This window comes from Streptococcus oralis SK610, from assembly GCF_000257455.1.
Classification (GTDB): Bacteria; Bacillota; Bacilli; order Lactobacillales; family Streptococcaceae; genus Streptococcus; species Streptococcus oralis_CB.
Window position 1 is genome coordinate 52,770 of record NZ_AJKQ01000019.1, and the last position, 19,714, is coordinate 72,483.

General features: G+C 38.8%; 24 protein-coding genes. 5 read left to right on the forward strand and 19 right to left on the reverse strand.

What is annotated here, in order from left to right; all coding sequences use genetic code 11:
* The 12 genes from HMPREF1115_RS07330 to HMPREF1115_RS07385 all read right to left on the reverse strand — a co-directional run bounded on the left by HMPREF1115_RS07330 (position 1) and on the right by HMPREF1115_RS07385 (position 9,912).
* The gene (locus HMPREF1115_RS07330) at positions 1-930 is read right to left on the reverse strand and encodes a tagatose-6-phosphate kinase (protein WP_000604303.1); all 930 of its coding nucleotides are present in this window, start codon (positions 928-930) and stop codon (positions 1-3) included.
* A 10-nt stretch (positions 931-940) separates the two neighbouring features.
* Positions 941-1,456 carry a galactose-6-phosphate isomerase subunit LacB gene (gene lacB, locus HMPREF1115_RS07335; protein ID WP_001216921.1) on the reverse strand — a complete coding sequence of 172 codons (516 nt, stop codon included), beginning with the start codon at positions 1,454-1,456 and terminating at the stop codon, positions 941-943.
* Between the two features lie 30 nt (positions 1,457-1,486).
* The gene (gene lacA / locus HMPREF1115_RS07340; protein WP_000029281.1) at positions 1,487-1,912 is read right to left on the reverse strand and encodes a galactose-6-phosphate isomerase subunit LacA; all 426 of its coding nucleotides are present in this window, start codon (positions 1,910-1,912) and stop codon (positions 1,487-1,489) included.
* 265 nt (positions 1,913-2,177) lie between these two features.
* Positions 2,178-3,074 carry an aldose 1-epimerase family protein gene (locus HMPREF1115_RS11905; RefSeq protein WP_000234156.1) on the reverse strand — a complete coding sequence of 299 codons (897 nt, stop codon included), beginning with the start codon at positions 3,072-3,074 and terminating at the stop codon, positions 2,178-2,180.
* Between the two features lie 107 nt (positions 3,075-3,181).
* Positions 3,182-4,657 carry a PTS galactitol transporter subunit IIC gene (locus HMPREF1115_RS07350; RefSeq protein ID WP_000382516.1) on the reverse strand — a complete coding sequence of 492 codons (1,476 nt, stop codon included), beginning with the start codon at positions 4,655-4,657 and terminating at the stop codon, positions 3,182-3,184.
* A gap of 55 nt (positions 4,658-4,712) precedes the next feature.
* Positions 4,713-5,018 carry a PTS sugar transporter subunit IIB gene (locus tag HMPREF1115_RS07355; protein ID WP_000590563.1) on the reverse strand — a complete coding sequence of 102 codons (306 nt, stop codon included), beginning with the start codon at positions 5,016-5,018 and terminating at the stop codon, positions 4,713-4,715.
* A gap of 37 nt (positions 5,019-5,055) precedes the next feature.
* Positions 5,056-5,532: a PTS sugar transporter subunit IIA gene (locus tag HMPREF1115_RS07360; protein WP_000522014.1), complete on the reverse strand. Its 477-nt coding sequence runs from the start codon at positions 5,530-5,532 to the stop codon at positions 5,056-5,058.
* 190 nt (positions 5,533-5,722) lie between these two features.
* A complete protein-coding gene (locus HMPREF1115_RS07365; RefSeq protein WP_000643951.1) occupies positions 5,723-6,412 on the reverse strand; it encodes a sugar phosphate nucleotidyltransferase in 690 nt (229 codons plus the stop codon).
* An 11-nt stretch (positions 6,413-6,423) separates the two neighbouring features.
* Positions 6,424-7,302 carry a DMT family transporter gene (locus HMPREF1115_RS07370; protein ID WP_000791841.1) on the reverse strand — a complete coding sequence of 293 codons (879 nt, stop codon included), beginning with the start codon at positions 7,300-7,302 and terminating at the stop codon, positions 6,424-6,426.
* A 1-nt stretch (position 7,303) separates the two neighbouring features.
* Positions 7,304-8,161, reverse strand: a complete 858-nt coding sequence (locus HMPREF1115_RS07375; RefSeq protein ID WP_000413086.1) for a phosphotransferase family protein — start codon at positions 8,159-8,161, stop codon at positions 7,304-7,306.
* A 16-nt stretch (positions 8,162-8,177) separates the two neighbouring features.
* Positions 8,178-9,200 (reverse strand): ribitol-5-phosphate dehydrogenase, encoded by a 1,023-nt coding sequence (locus tag HMPREF1115_RS07380; protein ID WP_000609912.1) that lies wholly within the window; start codon positions 9,198-9,200, stop codon positions 8,178-8,180.
* Between the two features lie 4 nt (positions 9,201-9,204).
* Complete coding sequence (locus tag HMPREF1115_RS07385; RefSeq protein ID WP_000638519.1) at positions 9,205-9,912, reverse strand: IspD/TarI family cytidylyltransferase; 708 nt, start codon at positions 9,910-9,912, stop codon at positions 9,205-9,207.
* A gap of 440 nt (positions 9,913-10,352) precedes the next feature.
* Here HMPREF1115_RS07385 and HMPREF1115_RS07390 point away from each other — a divergent pair, with 440 nt between their 5' ends.
* Positions 10,353-10,652, forward strand: a complete 300-nt coding sequence (locus tag HMPREF1115_RS07390; RefSeq protein ID WP_000981515.1) for a YbaB/EbfC family nucleoid-associated protein — start codon at positions 10,353-10,355, stop codon at positions 10,650-10,652.
* A 38-nt stretch (positions 10,653-10,690) separates the two neighbouring features.
* Here the strand turns inward: HMPREF1115_RS07390 and HMPREF1115_RS07395 are convergent, their stop codons facing one another.
* The 7 genes from HMPREF1115_RS07395 to glmU form a co-directional block, all read right to left on the reverse strand.
* A complete protein-coding gene (locus tag HMPREF1115_RS07395; RefSeq protein WP_000801714.1) occupies positions 10,691-12,454 on the reverse strand; it encodes a glycerophosphoryl diester phosphodiesterase membrane domain-containing protein in 1,764 nt (587 codons plus the stop codon).
* A gap of 8 nt (positions 12,455-12,462) precedes the next feature.
* Positions 12,463-13,056, reverse strand: a complete 594-nt coding sequence (locus HMPREF1115_RS07400; RefSeq protein ID WP_000413628.1) for a 3'-5' exonuclease — start codon at positions 13,054-13,056, stop codon at positions 12,463-12,465.
* Between the two features lie 81 nt (positions 13,057-13,137).
* Positions 13,138-13,632: a chromosome segregation protein RocS gene (rocS, locus tag HMPREF1115_RS07405; RefSeq protein ID WP_000021250.1), complete on the reverse strand. Its 495-nt coding sequence runs from the start codon at positions 13,630-13,632 to the stop codon at positions 13,138-13,140.
* 76 nt (positions 13,633-13,708) lie between these two features.
* Entirely contained in the window at positions 13,709-14,401 is a 693-nt protein-coding gene (locus HMPREF1115_RS07410; protein ID WP_025171000.1) for a 5'-methylthioadenosine/adenosylhomocysteine nucleosidase, read from the reverse strand.
* A gap of 15 nt (positions 14,402-14,416) precedes the next feature.
* Positions 14,417-14,728 carry a cell wall synthase accessory phosphoprotein MacP gene (gene macP / locus HMPREF1115_RS07415; RefSeq protein WP_000517870.1) on the reverse strand — a complete coding sequence of 104 codons (312 nt, stop codon included), beginning with the start codon at positions 14,726-14,728 and terminating at the stop codon, positions 14,417-14,419.
* A gap of 11 nt (positions 14,729-14,739) precedes the next feature.
* Positions 14,740-15,285: an NUDIX hydrolase gene (locus HMPREF1115_RS07420; protein WP_000393790.1), complete on the reverse strand. Its 546-nt coding sequence runs from the start codon at positions 15,283-15,285 to the stop codon at positions 14,740-14,742.
* A 9-nt stretch (positions 15,286-15,294) separates the two neighbouring features.
* Positions 15,295-16,674 (reverse strand): bifunctional UDP-N-acetylglucosamine diphosphorylase/glucosamine-1-phosphate N-acetyltransferase GlmU, encoded by a 1,380-nt coding sequence (gene glmU / locus HMPREF1115_RS07425; protein WP_000073755.1) that lies wholly within the window; start codon positions 16,672-16,674, stop codon positions 15,295-15,297.
* Between the two features lie 155 nt (positions 16,675-16,829).
* Between glmU and HMPREF1115_RS07430 the strand changes: the two genes are divergently transcribed.
* From HMPREF1115_RS07430 to HMPREF1115_RS07445, 4 genes are all read left to right on the forward strand, one after another.
* Positions 16,830-17,630, forward strand: a complete 801-nt coding sequence (locus HMPREF1115_RS07430) for a glycoside hydrolase family 25 protein (protein ID WP_001227576.1) — start codon at positions 16,830-16,832, stop codon at positions 17,628-17,630.
* Between the two features lie 106 nt (positions 17,631-17,736).
* Positions 17,737-18,579 carry a DUF368 domain-containing protein gene (locus tag HMPREF1115_RS07435; protein ID WP_002882393.1) on the forward strand — a complete coding sequence of 281 codons (843 nt, stop codon included), beginning with the start codon at positions 17,737-17,739 and terminating at the stop codon, positions 18,577-18,579.
* Positions 18,579-19,061: an aminoacyl-tRNA deacylase gene (locus tag HMPREF1115_RS07440; protein ID WP_001085920.1), complete on the forward strand. Its 483-nt coding sequence runs from the start codon at positions 18,579-18,581 to the stop codon at positions 19,059-19,061. Before HMPREF1115_RS07435 ends, HMPREF1115_RS07440 begins: the two co-directional genes overlap by 1 nt.
* Positions 19,061-19,684, forward strand: coding sequence for a histidine phosphatase family protein (locus HMPREF1115_RS07445; RefSeq protein ID WP_000780821.1), 624 nt, complete (start codon positions 19,061-19,063; stop codon positions 19,682-19,684). Before HMPREF1115_RS07440 ends, HMPREF1115_RS07445 begins: the two co-directional genes overlap by 1 nt.
* Positions 19,685-19,714 lie beyond the last annotated feature (30 nt).

Below are 19,714 nucleotides of genomic sequence, written 5' to 3' on the forward strand. Positions count from 1 at the left end.
TTATACCTCTTTTACGATTAGTTGGTCGTATAGACCTTGATAGTTGGCCATATTGACATGACCTGTCATTTTTTCTTGAGCATTGAGCATACCAAGAACATTTGCCTTGATGAGGAGTTCTGCATCCGATTCTTTATGAAGAAGTCCTGACGAAATCCCTGCCACAGTAGAATCTCCAGATCCGACAGGATTAACTACCTGAATTCTTGGAATATCTACCTTGTAGAAAGTATCACCATGTTTTGCAAAAGCACCATTTGCACCAAGTGAAACGATAATCCACTCAATCCCTGCAAATAAAGGCTCTTGAAGAACTTCTTTTAATTCATCTAAATCCTCAGAAACTTCCCTGCCTAGAAGCTGAGACAATTCTTCGTTATTTGGTTTGATTACTGTTGGTTTATGTGGTGATTCAAGAACCGCCTGAAGGGCAGCACCTGAGCAGTCTAGAACAACTGGTTTTCCTGCGAGATTAGCAAGTTCTACTAAGCTTGCATAGTAGTCAACTGGAAGCCCAGCTGGAAGACTACCAGAGATGGCTACTACTTCCACAGTGTCAAGAAGATTTTCGAAATGAGCCAAGAAATCTTGCCCTTCTTGTTCCAGAACTTCGGGACCTTTTTCAAGGATTTCTGTTTGGTTTTCACCGTGTAGAATAGCGATACAGTTACGAGTCTCTCCTTGAATGGAGAAGAAACGTTTCGTTACTTTATCATCGATATGCTCTACTAAAAACTCACCAAGTTTACCACCGACCAAACCAGTAGCAACAACAGAATCACCAAATTCTGAAAGCACTCGTGTAACATTGAGCCCTTTACCACCAGCTGTCTTGGTCACGTCCACCACACGGTTGACAGTGTCAATTTTTAATTCATCCAAAGGATAAGAAATATCAATGGATGGATTCATTGTGACTGTTAAAATCATGCGTCACCTCTTAGTCGTGGTATTCACCGCGATCCCATTTTTCAAGGAATTCTGTAAAGAAGTTTGCATCTGCTTGATGAGCATTGTGAGTTTCAACGTGCTCAATTTTCGCAATCAATTTTTTGTTTTCTTCTGATGGTTTGTATTCAGCATTGATGAAAGCTTCAATGATATCGCACATGAGCAATTCACCAGTAATTTTACCACCAAAACCAATAACGTTGGCATTCAATTGTTCTTTTGCATAAAGTGCTGTTGTCATATCACGAACCAAGGCAGAACGAACTCCTGGAACTTTATTTACAGCGTTGTTGATACCAACACCAGTACCACAGATACATACCCCAAGATCAGCTTGACCACTTGTAACGGCTTCACCAACTTTTTTACCAAAGATTGGGTAGTGAGTACGTGTGTGGTCATATGTACCAAAGTCAATGACTTCATATCCTTTTGATTTCAAAAATTCTGAAACCGCCATTTTTTCATCTGTTACGATGTGGTCACATCCAATTGCAATTCTCATTTTTAACTTACCTTTCTTACTGTAATCTAATTAACACATTTTGTTCAACATGTCGACACGAATTTGGTGACGTCCACCGTCGTATTTACCATTAACAAAACCTTTAGCAATGTTTTTGGCCAATTCGTCACCAACAAGTTGTGCACCCATAGTGATCATACGTGAGTTGTTGTGTCCACGAGTCATATAAGCTGAACGTTCATCTGAAACTTCTGCAGCAACCATTCCTTTGATTTTAGTTGCGACCATGAAAGGACCAGCACCATAAGCGTCAATCACGATACCAAGATTTTGTTCTTCTTTGTTCACTTCCGAAGCAACTGCAAGAGTCACATCGACAAAGTCTTGGCCTTCTGCTGTAACATCCACTACGTGGAAGTTTTCTTTTTCTAGGAAGTCTTTCACAACTTCTTTCAATCTTAAACCTGCAGCATCTGCACCGATAACAATAGACATATTGTATACTCCTTTTTATTTTTCTAGGCCAGTAAAGACTTTTATAGCTAGTATTATAAGTACAAAAGGCTTTCTAGCAGTTTATTGACAACTTAATTGAATAAGCTGTTCGATAGCTTATCCAAGTCTAGGAAATCAAGTTCCTAGAAAGAATATAACAAGTGATTTTTTGTTTGTTACAAACATCATTTGTTGTTTACAAACATAATATACTCCTTTTTTACGTAAAAGTCAACAGAAAATGTTTGTTTTTGTGGTTTTTTATCTAAAATATTTCAATATCAAAACCAATCTGATCAACTTGACCCGGTTCTAGGAGACGAACATTCTTCTTATTTTCTAAATGATTTCCTTCTTCAATTGAAGTTGATAAGCCTGACCAGGGTTCAAAAGCGATGAAAGGACCTTTATTTAGGGTAGACCAAATGATGAGATTTGGAAACTCTTGGAAGTGTACTTTTAATCCCTTCTCATGCTTACGAGAACGAAGGGCAATTGTTCTGGATTGCAACTCGTCCAAAGTCACTGCATCAACACTAAACAGATCGTAACTGAGATCCACTTCCTTTTGTGAATCCAACCATGGACTTCTATCTTGGAAGTCTAAGAGTCCAGTCTCTGGGAAAGGACGGGGAACAGAGCAAGTCTCTTCTTTCTCAAACTCTAAATAGTAATCTTCATAGACGTCATCATCAAGTAGAGGACAATTAAATCCTGGATGTCCTCCTATAAAGAATGGCATTACTTTATTCGTTTCTTTATTAAGGACTTTGTATTGAGTACGAACAGTCTTGCCAGTCACTAGATAAGTGATTTCAAGACGGAAATGATAAGGATAGTTTTGATAAGTATTCTCATCATCTTCGATAGCAAAGGTTACGCTGTTTTCTGTTTGATCAACTAAGTCAAATTCTTTTTTACGGACCAAACCATGACGAGGAATGTTTCCTTTCGTCTCCGTTCCATCTGCATGACTGTAGAAGGCTGTATCTTCTCTTAAAGAGCCACAGATTGGAAAAAGTACTGGCGCTTGTCCACTCCAGTAAGTGGCATCTCCTTGCCACAGATACTCAATGCCTTCTCGATCCTTGATCGACGATAAGGCGCCACCTAAGGTTTTAAACTGGACCGTTAACTGATCTGATTTGATTTCAATTACCATAATGTTCTCCAACTATTTTTAGATCTTTAGATAAAAAACTAGGTTGCCACTCCCAATGTCGGAAATTAACAACCTAGTTTTCACAATTTACATTTTATAGGAGCGAATTATTTAGCATTTGCTGCGTATTCTTCGTTACGTTTGATCATTTGTTTTCTATACCAAGCAAAGATACCTACATAGAATACAAGGAAGGCTGCTGCACCAAGAATTGCTTTGATATCACCTGTTGTAGCATTACCGATTGCCCAACCAAATAGTTTTTCAATTGGTCCTTCAAGAGTTGAGTGAGTAATCAATTGAGATTGGTTCACACCTTCTGGGAAGGCACCTACACCTTTAGCAAGTTCTGTTGCAAATGGAGCGATTAGAGTACCTGAAAGAAGGAAGAGTGGCAACAAGAGTGTTCCGAAGATAATCATACGGAGCAATTTACCACGTGTAACAACCAAGAGAGCTGGAGTCACACCCATAGCGATGATACCTGCAAGTGGCAAGATACCATTTCCGACGTTTGAAAGAAGCACAGCTTCTACTAGCATGATTGGAGCAAGTACGTTAGCACAAGCCCAGATTTCAGCACGACCAGCGATGAAAGGCCAGTCAAGACCGATGTTGAATTTACGTCCTTGAAGACGTTTAGTAGCAACGTTTGTAATACCTTGTGAAAGTGGTTCTACGGCTGCGATGAACCAAGATCCGATAAGTGAGAAGAGTTCCAAAGCCACACCGGCTGTCAAACCAAGAGACAACCAACCTTTAATAACTTCTTGCCAGTTTGCAGCATCTTTAAGTCCTTCAACAGGATGTGGAGTACCCATCAAACCGATAACAATACCTAGGATGAAACCGATGAAGAATTTAGATCCCCAGAAACCGATTTTTTTGTTCAATTTAGCAGCATCAAAGTCATATTTATCAAGGCCAGGGAAGAATTTTTCAAAAATCTTATCCAAAACCATGATAACTGGGTTCATCATGTAGTTCATGTGTGTTGAAGTCATTGGTGATGAACTTGGTGCATTAAGAAGGTCGTCGAATGTTGGTTTCATCAAGTCAGAGTTGATGATCTTCAAAACACCTACAAGGACAACTGCTGCAGTTGCGATGAAAAGTGAAACCCCTTGGCTAACTCCATTGTTGTCTGCGTACCATTTAATCAAAAGACCAGTGATTGACAAGTGCCAGATATCGAAGATATCAACGTCAAGTGTGTCTGTTTTCTTCATTGCAAGCATCGCAACGTTGACAATCAACATTACAAGCAAGAAGTAAAGTGTCCATGCAGAACCCCAAGTGATGGTAGCAAGTGGTGCCCAACCAACGTCAGTGATGTTCAATTGGATACCAGTGTTTTCAACGAATTTCGCAAGTGATGCTGAGAAAGCTCCATTGAGCATACCGATGATGGCACCAATACCAGTAAGAGCGATGGCAAGTTTAATACCACCTTCAAGCGCTTTGGAGAATTTCACTCCAAAAAGTAGGGCCAATACTGTCAAAATGATCAGCATGATGATTGGTCCACCCATATCCAAGATAGGTTTGAACAGCTTATTGGCTAGTTCGATAATGACATCCATAATAGTTCCTCCCGTTTTTTTTAGTTCTATGAATGTTAACAAGATAAAGAATAAATTAGCTTAGTCCGTGCTCTTTGATAGCTGCTTCAATATTGTCAAATACTGGAGCGCTCATCGCTGGAATACGGAACAAGATTGGTCCAGCTTCAATTACTGGAATACCTGGTTCAAAACCAAGGTCAGTTGCAGCGATTGGTGTAAAGATATCGTAACCTTTCATAAGGTCTTCGTTTACATCTTTCACCATGACTGCATCACAGTGAACATCATAACCACGGTTTGAAAGTTCTTCTTCTAGAGCACTTTTAATTTGGTGACTTGAGTTAACACCTGCACCGCAGGCAGCAAGAATTTTAATCATTTGGATTTCCTCCGATTTTATATTTTAATAGACAAGATTAAGCTGTTGCTTCAGCAATATAAGCATAAAGTTTTTCTGGTTCGGAAATTTTTGATAGATCTTCCAGATGTCCATTTCCTGTGAAAAAGTCCATCAACTGAGCCAGAATATTTGTTTGACTTGAACTTGAGTTGTTAATGATAAAGAAGAGTAGGGATACTTCTACTTCCTTATCAGGAGCTATCATATTGTGAAAAGTTACTGGTTTTTCTAATCGAACAACCACTACTTTCTCAGCTAGATTATGAACAATATCTGTATGAGGAATCGCTACATTTGGCAAGTCCTTACCTAGAAATTCCATATCTAAACCAGTTGGAAATGACTTTTCACGCGTGATCAAGGCTTCACGATAAGTTGGAGTTACAATTTCTCGTTCTTCCAACAAGCTTGCTACCTGATCAAAGAGTTGTTCTTGATTATCCGCTTCTAAGCAAAACACCAGGTCTTTGTCAAAGAACTGATCTAATCCCATAACATTTTCCCTTCTTTCAATTATCTTTTATGTAATAAGTATAACACTATATGAAATCGTTGTCAATAATTTTTGTTTTATTTTGTTCATTTTTTTGTAATTTTTGTTTCATTTAAAGAATACAATCAATATCAAACATTCTTGTTATAAAATACACAAAAAAAGAAGGCCCAAGCCTTCTTCTATTTCCTTATTTAATAGTAGATAAAATCTCTTCTAATTTATGGTAATCTTTTACACTATCAATTTCATAGATGCTATTTCCTTCTAATTCTTCGACATAGACATCTAATTCTTTGATATTATCCTTAACCATGTTGTCCCAGTAGAGATCAACAAATTCACCACTTTCGTAAGCTTTGTCAATAAAGCCAACAATCTTCTCAGCAGTTGGTGCATCCCAGAATGAAACTCCGCTCAGAATGCGACCAGCCTTGCTATCAACAATGATGTCTTGAACCTTGTAGTCATCACCGTAAACCAAGAACCACTCGTTGGTACAGTCTTCACGATAAACGCTAAAATAGGTAGAACGTTTAAGATCGTTTCGAAACATATTTTTGAAAAGATAGTTATCTGCATCGATGACGTAGCTGTTAGCCAAATCTTCTTTTACTAGATAAAGTGAGTAAAAGTTATTGTAATCAGCATACTTGTCGTTAAAGACCAAACGGACACCATATTTTTCTTTTAGATAGTCAAATTGTTCCTTGAGGTAACCGACAACGATGATAATCTCATCAATTCCTCTCTCTTTCAAAAACTCGATTTGGTATTCTACCAAGGGTTTTTGATTAACCTTAACCAAAGCTTTTGGGGTATTTTCAGTCATAGGACGCAGACGAGTTCCTAAGCCCGCCGCTAAAATAATCGCTTTCACACGAATCTCCTTTATTCTTTAATAATAATATAAACACCAGCCATAACAATAAGTGAAGTGATGATTGTCAGCATATCTAGCGGTGCACCCAAGAAAACAACTGCAAATAAGACAGTCCAAACTACATAGCTCACATTCAAACCTGTCGCTTTCGCAGGTTGTAAGCGATTAATGGCGATATAATAAGCTAAGTAGGAAATCATGTTAAAGGCCGCAAAGACAAGCAAGAGGCCTAGTAACTGCCCATCTGCCACTTCTGCAAATGAATGGTGTGAAAAGAGCACAATCACAAGATAGGACAAGAATGAGGTTACTTGTCGGATTAACAAGGCTTCAATTTCACTTAAATCACTTTCCATAGCATAGGAGCTGAGAACACTTTCACTCCCCCAGGCAATTGCACAGACAAGGGCACAAAGAATTCCAATGTAAAACGAGTTAACTTGTTCAACCTTGTAGGTTTGAGCAATGATCGCTGCAATAATCAAGAAAACACCAAATACTGTATTCTTTGAAACCTTGTGTTTCAAAATGAAGAAGGCCAGTAAAACTGAAACTGCTGGGTAAATAGCTGATACGGATGAAGCTAGAGAACTACCAATATATTTAACCGCATAAAGATTGGCTTGCATACCTATTGGTCCTGCTAGTAAAGCTCCGATTATAACACTCACATTTCGAATATTTAAGAAAATCGAGAGGCGAACTTTTCCTTCTTTTACCAAAAGAAAAGCTAACAAGATAAAAATACTCAAGAAATCATGAGCAGCAGCCACCACAAAAGGTGAAAGATTTGTAAAAATTGAAAAGATGTAAGCACTAATCGTTAGACCTAATCCCCAGAAGATACCAGAGAGCAGACCAAAAGAAACACCATTTTTATTCTTCATCCTAACCTCCATAATAAGTCAAACCTTCGACAGCTCTTTGGTAACGGTTGACACCGTAATCTCCAAAGTCAGCTCCTTGAGCTTCTTTGTACACTGTCCACAAACTCCAGATAGTATCTTGCAAGATTTTATAGATACGAATCTTCTCACGTGATACATGCGTTTTTTCACTTTCATAGTAGGAAAGGAAATCATCCTCCTCTTGCTTTGTAAATTCAGACTCTAAGAAAAGTGCTGCCAAGTCCCACATTGGATCATTCATAGAAGAGTATTCCCAGTCAATCAAATACAAGCGACCTTGAGGTGACTCGATAAAGTTTTCTGGTACCAGATCGATATGACAGGACTTTCTATCAACACCCAAATCAGCCAATCTCTTTTCTAGTGAAAATACATCTTTTCTTACAGCTTCATAGTTTTCATAAGGGATAGGTCCCTCAATCAAGGATTCATATTTGCTGATTTCCTCAAAGGGAGCAAATTCTCCTCTTAATTCTTTCCCTGAAGCATGGATGGTTTGTAAAATTGGTGCAATCTTTTCAAACTTGGACTTGATAGATGTTGAATCAAGAGTTACTGCCGATTCGATGTATTCATTTACTTTAATCCCTGACTCTATATCAAAGAGGTAATTTTTAACATCTAAATCTAAATCCTCTAAAAGTTCAAGATTGTACTTTTCATTTTGACGATTGATGAGTTTTTCAGTCCCTTTACCAAAAAATTTCACAATATACTGTTTGTTGGTTGTTTTAACCAAATAGTTTTGGTTGGTCATGCCTCCCAACTGTTCAACACTGAGTACTTCCTCTTCATCAGATAGTAAAGAAGAAATTTTTTCTTTGATGAGTTTCTCCACAATTAACCTCCATCTTCTACACTTCCCACTTAAATACTGTTTTGAAAGCAGTATTAAGGTCTGTAGCAAAGACACGATGAATGTCCTTGATTTCTCTCACAGGCTCTTCAACATAAAGGATATTCTTCAGACGATTCGCAAACTTTTTAACTTCCATCATTTGAATGGCCTTCTCAAAATCGACGCGTCCTGAACGAGACGATCCCACTAATAACAATCCTTTTTCCAAAGCATCTCGTGTATTGATATTAACCTTGTATTCGCTCACTCCCATCATGAGAATCGTTCCCTGTGGACGAATATAGCGAATCAAGTCATTGATAGCCGGACCTGTACCATCGCCACCGCAACACTCAAATCCATGATCAAAGGTCAAATCCTCTGGGATATTATCCGTAATGTAGCACTCTTTTGCAAAAGAGAAGAGCTCTAGTTTTTCCCAATGGCGACCAAAGACGATAATCTCTGCTTCTGGCAAGGTATAATTGATAATATTTGCAACAACAAAGGCCAAACTACCATCTCCGATAACAGCGATACGCTCTCGCTTACTATGAGCGAGATGCAAGAAACGATCCATGGCATGCATACCAACACTCACAAACTCAGTAATGGCTGCAACTGTGTCCTCAATGTCATTATAAGACACAACACGATCTTTTGGTAGAGAGACAAATTCTCTCATAAAGCCATCATAGCCACTAGATAGGAAGTAGGTTCCTGTCATGTAGTTCTCGTAGAACTCCTTGTCACTCTGCATAGGCGGTTGATTTGGAATCATGACCACCTTTTGACCGACTTCATAAGTCCCAGTCGGATCTGAAATAACAGTTCCACAAGACTCGTGAATCATGGCCATAGGAAGCTTTTTAGCCAATACCTTTGGATCACGCTTCCCTTGATAGTAACGTTGATCCGCATGACAAACCGCCATATAATTTGGACGAATCAGGATATGATTCTCCTGATCAATGTCCTCTTCTTGGTATTTTACATTGATAAACTTTGGTTTTGTCAGTTGATAAATTTGATTAATCATAGCCTTAGTCTTTCTCAATCATGCTTTTCGCGATTTTCAAGTCTGTCACAGTTGTGATTTTAAGGTTTGAATATTCCCCTTTAGCTAGGGCAACGTCTTTCCCTTTGATAACAAAAATCTTACATGCATCCGTCAGGATTTCCTTTTCTTTATCAGATAGGGATCCATACAAGTCCATGAAATCCTTGCATCGGAAGGTTTGAGGTGTTTGACCTTGATAAAGGTGAGCACGATTTGGAATATCAGTGATAAACTGACCATTGATGCTTTCAACAATGGTATCAACCGCTTCTACTACTGTGTCAACCGCATCATGATTTTGGGCGAGTTTGATATTGTCCTGAATCATGCGAAGTGTGATAAAGGGACGAACAGAGTCGTGGGTAATCACGATATCTTCTGGAGTGATTGGACGATAGGCATCAATGGCTTCTATTATCTTCTCAATACTGGTATTGCGATCAGCCCCACCTTTGGTAATGATGATACGATTCTTGTGGAGAGAAAGATACTTGTCAACTAGGTCCTCAGCGTGTGACACCCAGTCTCCATGAACTCCAACTACAATTTTTTCAATACTTGGTTCTAAGACGAATTTTTCAATTGTGTGGATCAAAATAGGTCGATCACCCAACTCCAAGAATTGTTTTGGTAAATTACTGATTCCCATGCGTGTGCCAGTTCCTCCGGCTAGGATTCCTGCATAGATCATTTATATTCTCCTTTAGTTTATTCTAAAAAACTCATTACCATCTATTATATCACAATCTATCTTTATCATGAAGAAAATATAGAGCGCCATTTAGTTGAATCAACACACTATTTCGACCAAAAAATGAACAATATGCAACTAAATCTGAAAAGATCATAACAAATTAAAAAAGAAAAATAGATTATCCTCTATATTTCCTGCTTAACGTTCGGTTAACATAGAGTTCTTTAGAATATAATATAAACCTTAAAGAAAACTTAAATGAAATTATTTGTTTAGCACAGAATACTAAGTGTGCATAGTAAATTTCTTAAAAGTTGTTTGAGAGACTCATTATAAAAGTTCATATATCTCATGAATTAAACAAATAATAGACTTTTGCCCCTAAAATTGATAAAATAAAAAGGAAAATAATAGAAAAAAGGAAACTGTAAACCGCCATGATGAACATGCAAAACATGATGCGCCAAGCACAAAAACTTCAAAAACAAATGGAACAGAGCCAAGCAGAACTTGCTGCCATGGAATTTGTTGGAAAATCAGCTCAGGACCTTGTCCAAGCAACCCTAACCGGAGACAAAAAAGTTGTCAGCATTGACTTCAACCCAGCAGTTGTAGATCCAGAAGATCTCGAAACCCTTTCTGACATGACTGCGCAAGCAATTAACGCAGCACTTGAACAAATTGATGAAACGACTAAGAAGAAACTAGGAGCTTTTGCTGGAAAATTGCCTTTCTAATCCACAGAAAAAGAGAAACATCTGTTTCTCTTTTTTTCTTAGAAATCAAAGAATTCCATTGCTTTCTTTAAGAGTAATTCCGTATATTCCGGATCGTCTTGAGCCATTGTGACTTGTGACTGGACCATTTCAAGATCATCAGTAATCATGCCATCTGCGCCGAGACGAACTGCTTTATCAAATGCCTCCGAACCATTTACGGTCCAAACATAGAGTCTCTGATCAGTTGTCCAGAGTTTATTGACAAAGTATTCATCCAAAGTCGAGTACTCCATAGTGTAACCCGTTGCCTTGGTTCTTGGGAAGATACTGTTATAGGGAAGAATAAAGTAAACTGGAATTTCATAATCATAATTCAACACTTTATCAATCACATGGTAGTCTAGTGATTGCATCTGATGTCCATATTTCTTGATAGTCGCCCCATACTTTTCGAGGAAATGGTCCATCATTTGCGGACTATCTTTTTTACTGGTTTTAATCTCAATCAGCAATTTTTGGTTTAAAGCATTTGCACGCTCTAAATAAGCATCAAAGCTTGAAATCTTTGTTTGATAACCATTCTCGTGAATATCTGTATTTGTTAATTCATCCAGAGTCAAATCTTGCGGTGTAGCATTAATACCTGTTAAATTTTTGAGGTTGGCATCGTGCATCATCACGAACTGACCGTCTTTCGTTTCCTGCACATCCATTTCGATGAGATCTGGTTTTAGTTGAGCTGTTTTTTCCAAAGACTGCACGGTATTTTGAACACCGTTTTTATTACTTACTCCTCTGTGCGAAATCACTAAAGGTGTATTGGTATCCGGAGATTCCAGATAAACGTAGCCTTCTATGGCAAAAATGATACTTGCACACCCCATGACACCCCATCTCATCAGATGATCTTTCTTTCGCCTTGGCATAATCTCTAGCTCTTCTCCTGTCAGGAAGGAAACAAACTTCACTAGGAAATAAGTCAGGGTCATGTAATGGAAATTTTTAATCAAGACAAAATTAATCACACCGAGAATCAAGGATTCTTTTTGAGTTAGATTATCCATCACTGCTTGCGCAAAAAGCAAGGGAATTAACAAACCAAAGAAGAAGAGATACGTTTTAATGATAATGAGTAAAAGATGCCAAGAGAAGAAAAGAACGTTTTTCTTCGTCTTTTGGAGACTATATTTCACACTTTCTCTTACGGTCTTTCTTTCAAAGAGAATCTTAGGCAGGGCAAACATAAATCGGACAGAAATATAGAGTAAGATCCAAGCGGATGCTATAAGAATCAGTCCTACCAGCCAATGCTTACCTTCCCAATAATTCACAATAAAATCCGGGATAATAATTTTGTTGAGGTAATAGATTTTTAAAATCTTACGGATGAACGGGAAAAGCATAGCAATGTAAAAAAAGACAAAAGCCATCTTACAAAAGCTCAATCGCTTAACGAATAGAAAGCTCTGGTGAAATACTTTTCTACTATACTCAATTAAAGTTCTCTTTTCATGATAGAGAAGGTGACGAGCCCCGATAAACAAAAGACAGATCTGGAAATAGGCAACCAGGAGATTGATTGCAATTAAGACGAGAAAGGCTAAACTGATAAAAGGCGAGCCTTGTATAATCGCCCAAAAGTTATTGTAGGAGATAAACAAGTAACCAGTTTGTCTCAGAAGCATGCCAGCAATCCATGAATTCAATGGTAGCCAGACAAACTCAACCATCATAAATATCAAGAAAAATAGAAATAAAATCTTATCTAGGTTATAGTATATCTTCCTAAAACCTAGCTTTTTAGGTTTTTCAGGTTTCATAGGCACTCCTAATCTAAAAATTGGGATAAATCTAAGCCACCGAAAGGATTATTCATAGAAAAACTACTCTGGTCTTCTATTAATAGCTTTCCGTCATTCGATTCCAAAAAGGCTTCGTAAACACGCGCCGTCATGCGGGCGTCCTCTAAACTGTTATGAGACTTCCCGTGAAAGCCTAAAAAATTTGCAACAGTTTGCAATTTAAGATTGGCTATGCCGTGTAGATCAGAACTACGGCGTTCAAAAGCCTCCTCATATAGATCAACCTTATACTGGTCACGATAATCAATACCATGCTCCAATAGAATAGGCAAATCACTCTTAGCTGCATTGTAACCAATGATAGGTAAGTTGCCGACAAATGCCTGAAAATCTTTTAGAACTTGTTCTACCTTTGGCGCATCTTTCAAGGTTTCAGCTGTGATCCCAGTCAAACCATTGATAAAACTCTTTAAAGGTGCTGTAGTATGAACATAAGAATCAAAAGTAGCACTTTCTTGTCCATCTTGAAAACGGACTGCCGATACTTGAATTAAATGGGTAACCCCCTCGTGTTGATTGAATTCCAAATCAAAGGCGATATAATCTCTTAATTTTTCCATTATTTACCTCAATTACTACCCAAACTAAACTATAAATAATAAAAGAAGCCATTAGGTTAGTGAGTAACCCAAACAGCTTCTTTATTTTCCTCCAAAAAGGCGAGCAAAAAAGCCTTTTTTGGTTGCTTGGACTTCTTCTTTTGCTTGGTCCAACTCGAGTTTCAAGGTTTCTTGATCCTTCATGGCTTGAAGAGTTAACTGTTGTTGTTGGTCCAACTGTTTGTCCTTTTCTGCAATCTGACGGTCTTTGATGCGCATCTGCTCATCTTTTTCTGTCAACTGCTGGTCCTTGGCCTTGAGTTGCTCGTACAATCGAAGAATTTCAGCATTCTTCTCATCGACCAAGATTTCCATCAGTTCGCGTTGTTTGACATCATCACTGACTGGTTCATCTTCAAAAATCGTTTTTTTGTAGATTTCCTCTAGCTTGATCAAGCCACTTCGAGTAACTACAGTTACACCTTTGTCATTTTTTTTCGTGTCCTCTTCTGGAAGTTCTTTGACACGATTGTTGATTGCTTGACGAGATAGTCCTAAGACCTCTGCAATCTCACTAACGGTCATTTCAATACTCATAATATCCTCTGAAACGTTTTCTAGCTTTTCTTTATTTAAATCTTATCATAAGCTAGATAAACTGTCAAATTTCCGCTTAATCCAAGGCCTTTAAAAAGGCTAGTAATACTTGGGCAGAACGACGTCCAGCTTCGATAATAAACTCATCAAAAGAGATAGAGGCCTCGTGATTGGCATTGTCACTCATGGCACGAATGACTAGGAAAGATAGGCCAAGAGCCTGAGCCGCTTGTGCAATAGCAGCCCCTTCCATTTCAACAGCTAAAACATCTGGAAAGTGGGATTTGATACTAGCAATCTTATCATCACCAGCTATAAAACTGTCCCCTGTAGCAATCAAGCCTAGGTGCCATGTCTGCTCTAATTGAGATAAGTTTTCTATAATCCTAGCGATGAACTTCTTATCTGATTCAAAGTAAAGAGGTTGACCAGCCATTTGGCCATAAGCATAACCAAAAGCAGTCACATCCACATCATGGTAAGCCAACTTATCCGCAATCACTACATCTCCCACAGCAATCCCTTCGGCAAGAGCACCTGCTGATCCTGTATTGATAATGGCTTCTACCTGAAAATGGTCAGCTAACACCGCTACACTCATAGCCGACATGACCTTTCCAATCCCACTCTGAACTAGGACAACTTCTGTATTGCCAACAGAACCAGTGTAGTAGGTGTTCCCCAAGACCTGGATTTCTTGAGTTTTGTCCAAATTTTGAGTCAAATATACGAGTTCTTCTGGCATGGCAGCAATGATTCCAATTTTCATTTCAAGTCCTTTCAATTACAAGAGTTTCATTGCCAACACTAACAAAATCAAAAGTAGGATGACTGCAAACAAGATGCGATTGAGTTTTGAATTAAAAACATTTCTCTTGGTATTCTCAATGCGACGACTTTTATGAATCGTTGGTTCTACTTCGATTGTTAATGTATCTTGACTAAAACCGTGGTCTCTAGAACGTGAATAATCAAAATGTTGTGAAGACGTTGGTAGGATCTTTGTTTCCTCGTCATCTTGAAGAGGTGGTCCTGAGATTTTCTCACCACGATTGGCACGTTCAATCATTTCGTCTGTTAATAAAGGTTTTCCCATGGGTTTCTCCTCTATTTCTTTTGTAGTTCCCAGTACTGAATCGCCATAATGGTCTTGGCATCACAGATATGACCTGACTGGATCAGGTTCTTGGCTTCCTCTAGACTTACTTCTAGAACTTCCAAGGTTTCATCATCATCTTGTGGGCGAGGATTTTCCACCTTGATCAAATCACTAGCAAGGTAGAGTTTTAGTTTTTCATTACAAAATCCAATCGCAGAATAGAAATCGTACAACAGTTCTAACTTACCAGTGTATGCAACTTCTTCTTCCAATTCACGAAGGGCCGCCGCCATTGGATCAGCATTTTCACCAAGTTCTAGTTTACCAGCAGGAATCTCATAAGAAACCGCCTCAATAGCCTTTCTGTATTGCTTAACGAGAACGATTTTGTCATCAGCTGTCACAGCTAGTACACAAACAGCTCCATTGTGAAAAATCAAGTCACGTTGGGCAGTACCCTTTCCTTCTGGTAGTTCCACCTGATCTTGTACTAGTTTGAAAATAGGACCTTGATAGATTTCCTTCCGACTAATCGTTTTTTCTTCAAATTCCATGACAAACTCCTACTGGTTCTTGGGATGATGAGGTAAGCGTGTTGCATACTCATCTTTGTTAACTTGTCGTCCACGGCCGATAGCAATGGCATCAGCAGGAACATTCTTGGTAATAGTTGAACCCGCTCCAACCAGAGAATTATCCCCAAGTTCTACAGGAGCAATAATAGTTGAGTTTGATCCAACAAAGACATTATTGCCAATGACAGTTTTGTATTTATTTTTGCCATCGTAGTTGACTGTAATAGTTCCCGCACCAAAATTAACGTTGCTACCCACTTCGCAGTTTCCGATATAGGTCAAATGACCCGCCTTAGTATTTTCACCGATTGAAGATCCTTTTACTTCAACAAAGTTTCCAATGTGAACTTGAGAAGCAAGACTTGAACCTGGACGGATATGGGCATAAGGACCGACTGTCACACTGTCCGCAACACTACTTTCCTCAATCATGGAATTCGTAATCACGGCTCCAGCTCCAACGGTACTATCTACGATATAAGTTCCATTTGTTAAAATAGTCTCCGCACCAATCTTCGTTTGACCTTTCAAGGTAACGTTGGCTTCGATTTGGACCTCAGGAGCAATGTCAACATCAATGTCGATGTAAGTTGCTTCAGGATTGACAAAGCTAACACCATTAACCATGTGCTTTTGGTTGATACGGCGGCGCATCACTGCTTCCGCAGTGGCAAGAGCCACACGGTCGTTTACTCCAAGACTTTCATCAAAATCCTTGAGAGTATAGGCGCCAACCTTCTCACCTGCGTTACGGAAAATACCAATCACGTCAGTAATATAGTACTCACCTTGGGCATTGTTGGTGTTGATGTTTTTAAGAGCTTCAAAAAGACGTTCATTGTCAAATACATAAGTTCCTGTATTGATTTCCTTGATTTGCTTTTCAAAGTCAGAGGCATCTTTTTGCTCAACAATACGAAGAACTTCTGCGTTATCGTTGCGGACAATTCGACCATATCCAAAAGGATCAGCTGCTTCAGCTGTTAAAATAGTCGCCACATTTTTGTGATTGATATGGAAGTCCAGGAGGTTTTTCAAACTTTCACCTGTGATCAGAGGAGTGTCCCCAGCGATAACCAAGGTGTGCCCAGTACGATTTTGGAGAATGGGCTCTGCCATCATGACAGCATGCCCAGTTCCTAGTTGTTCTGATTGGGTAACAAAGTCTGTCTGACCAGCCAATACTTGCTCAACTAGCTCAGCCTTGTGACCAACTACAGTAACTGTTTTTTCAGGTTGAATAGCACCAACACTACGAAAAACATGTTCCAACATCGAAATTCCTGCTACTTTGTGAAGTACCTTTGGAAGATCTGATTTCATGCGAGTACCTTTACCCGCTGCTAAAATAATGGCATAATTTGACATAATCTTCTCTTTTCTCTAGAAATTCCCTTATATTATACCATAATTTAGTTTCTTAGGAGTAAACAAACAGAGAAATAGGGAAAAGACGCCCATTTATTCACTTTTTCCGATGTTTTCTTTGATTTTTTTGTCTATTTACGTTAAACTATTTAGATATGAGAAAAAAGATTCATCCAGCTATTATTTTTACTTTATTTACTATATTTATAGCTATTTTGATCCTCAATAGACCAACTTATGAAGACCATCCTGTCAAGTCTAAGCCAAATGCAGTCCAGGTTGAAAATCAGGCCTTGCATAATCTTGACAAACCTATTATTGACGTCTCTGGTTGGCAAAGACCTGAGGAAATCAACTACGATACCTTGTCTCAAAATATTTCTGGTGTTATTGTTCGTGTCCACAATGGGGCTCAGCATACTGAAACAAATAATGCCGCCCACGCCAATGGTGTCGATAAAGCCTATAAAAATCATATTTCAGAATTTCAAAAGCGGAATGTTCCAGTTGCTGTTTATGCCTATCTAGCAGGTACTAGTAAGGAAGAAATGGAAAAAGCTGCTGAGGTTTTCTACAATGCTGCTTCTCCATACAACCCTAGTTACTATTGGCTCGATGTTGAAGAAAAAACAATGTCTGATATGAACGAAGGTGTTGAAGCTTTTAGGGCTAAACTAGAAGCGCTTGGCGCCAAAAATATCGGAATTTACATCGGTGTTTATTTCATGCAAGAGCATAGTATCAATACAGACAAGTTCTCTGCTGTTTGGATTCCATCCTATGGAACGGATTCAGGTTACTTTGAAACCACGCCTAATACTGATTTAGACTATGACCTCCATCAGTATACTTCCAAAGGAAGAATTGCTGGATTTGAACACCATTTAGATATTAATCTCATTTCTACCTTGAAGGAAAAAGAAGAAACCTTCAGAAAACTATTTTTAAGACCATAAAACAAGTGAAAATCGCTCCCTTTTTCACTTGTTTTTTCATTTTCTTCTCGTCTGTGTTATAATTGATAGAATAGAGAAAGAATTTTATGAAATTGAGGATTTTATGATGTTTTCATGGATTGCAAGAGTTATTAAAGGAATCGTCATCGCCTTAGGATTTATCCTACCTGGAATTTCTGGCGGTGTTTTAGCAGCTATTTTGGGAATTTACGAGCGAATGATTAGCTTTCTGGCTCACCCCTTTAAAGATTTTAAAGCGAATGTCCTATACTTTATCCCAGTAGCAATCGGGATGTTGCTAGGCATTGGTTTGTTTTCTTATCCAATCGAGTATCTGCTAGAAAATTACCAGGTCTATGTTTTATGGAGTTTTGCTGGAGCTATCATCGGTACGGTTCCTAGCCTCCTTAAAGAATCTACTCGAGAATCTGATCGTGATAAGATTGACCTAGTCTGGTTCTGGACCACCTTTATCCTTTCAGGCCTAGGACTCTACGCGTTAAATTTTGTTGTTGGTTCTCTCAGTGCTAGTTTCGCTAGTTTCATCTTAGCGGGTGCTCTTTTAGCTCTAGGTATCTTGGTACCTGGTTTAAGTCCGTCAAATCTACTCTTGATTTTGGGACTGTATGCTCCTATGCTAACTGGTTTTAAGACCTTTGATTTATTCGGTACCTTCCTTCCTATCGGAATTGGTGCAGGTGCAACCCTCATCATTTTTTCAAAATTAATGGACCTTGCCTTAAACAACTACCACTCCCGTGTTTATCACTTTATTATTGGAATTGTGCTATCAAGCACCCTCTTGATTTTGATTCCAAATGCTGGAAGTGCTGAAAGTATCCAATACACTGGACTATCTATCGTGAGTTATGTTCTCATCGCCTTCTTCTTTGCACTTGGTATTTGGCTTGGTATCTGGATGAGTCAATTGGAGGATAAGTATAAATAATGGCAAAGAAAGTTAAAAATAAAAAAACCTTGGTCGAACAAATCTTGACCAAGGCGGGTATTGACCATAATGGTATTCAAATCAACGCGCTTGAGGGAGAACTTCCTTCGGAATATGATCGAACTCACATCTTTAAAACTTTGGCTCTATTAGGAGACAAAACGGGACCAATCATCGGAATCGTTCCCATAACAGAACACCTTGCTGAGAAAAAACTAGCAAAGGTATCTGGTAATAAAAAAGTAAGTATGATTCCTCAAAAAGATTTGGAAAAAACGACAGGCTATATTCATGGGGCTAATAACCCCGTCGGCATTCGCCAAAAACATAATTATCCTATTTTTATTGATCAGACTGCTTTGGATTTAGACAAAATGATTGTCTCTGCTGGAGAAGTCGGGCACAGTATTATCATCCGACCTCAAGACTTAGCCAGCTTTGTAAAAGCGGATTTTGCTGATCTCTTGGAGGAAAACAACTGATGAAACTCTATTTTGTCCGTCATGGTCGGACTGTCTGGAATCTTGAAGGACGTTTTCAAGGTGCTAGCGGCGACTCTCCCCTTCTTCCAGAGTCCATTGACATCCTAAAACAACTTGGCCAGTATCTCAAGGAAATTCCTTTTGATACGATTTATTCTAGTGATTTACCCAGAGCCGTTAAATCTGCTGAAATTATCCAAAGTCAACTCCAGGCCCCTTGTCCTTTAAAGAGCATTCCTGACCTACGTGAATGGCAACTTGGCAAACTAGAGGGATTAAAAATCGCTACGCTCAATGCCATTTACCCACAACAAATCAAGGCCTTTCGCTCTAATCTGGCCCAGTTTGATACGAGGATGTTTGAAGCCGAATCTCTCTACTCTACGACTCAGCGTACTATTCGATTTATCAAATCTCTGAAAGGAAGTCCGGCTGAAAACATTCTGATCGTTGGTCATGGGGCAAATCTCACTGCTAGCCTGCGTACACTTTTAGGCTATAAAGAAGCTCACCTCCGCAAAGGGGGAGGCTTGGCCAATGCTAGTCTGACAGTTTTAGAGACCGATGATTTTGAAACCTTCACTCTGGAAAGATGGAATGACACTTCCTATCAAAGAAAATAATGGAACTTGATCTTAATAGTCAAGTTCTTT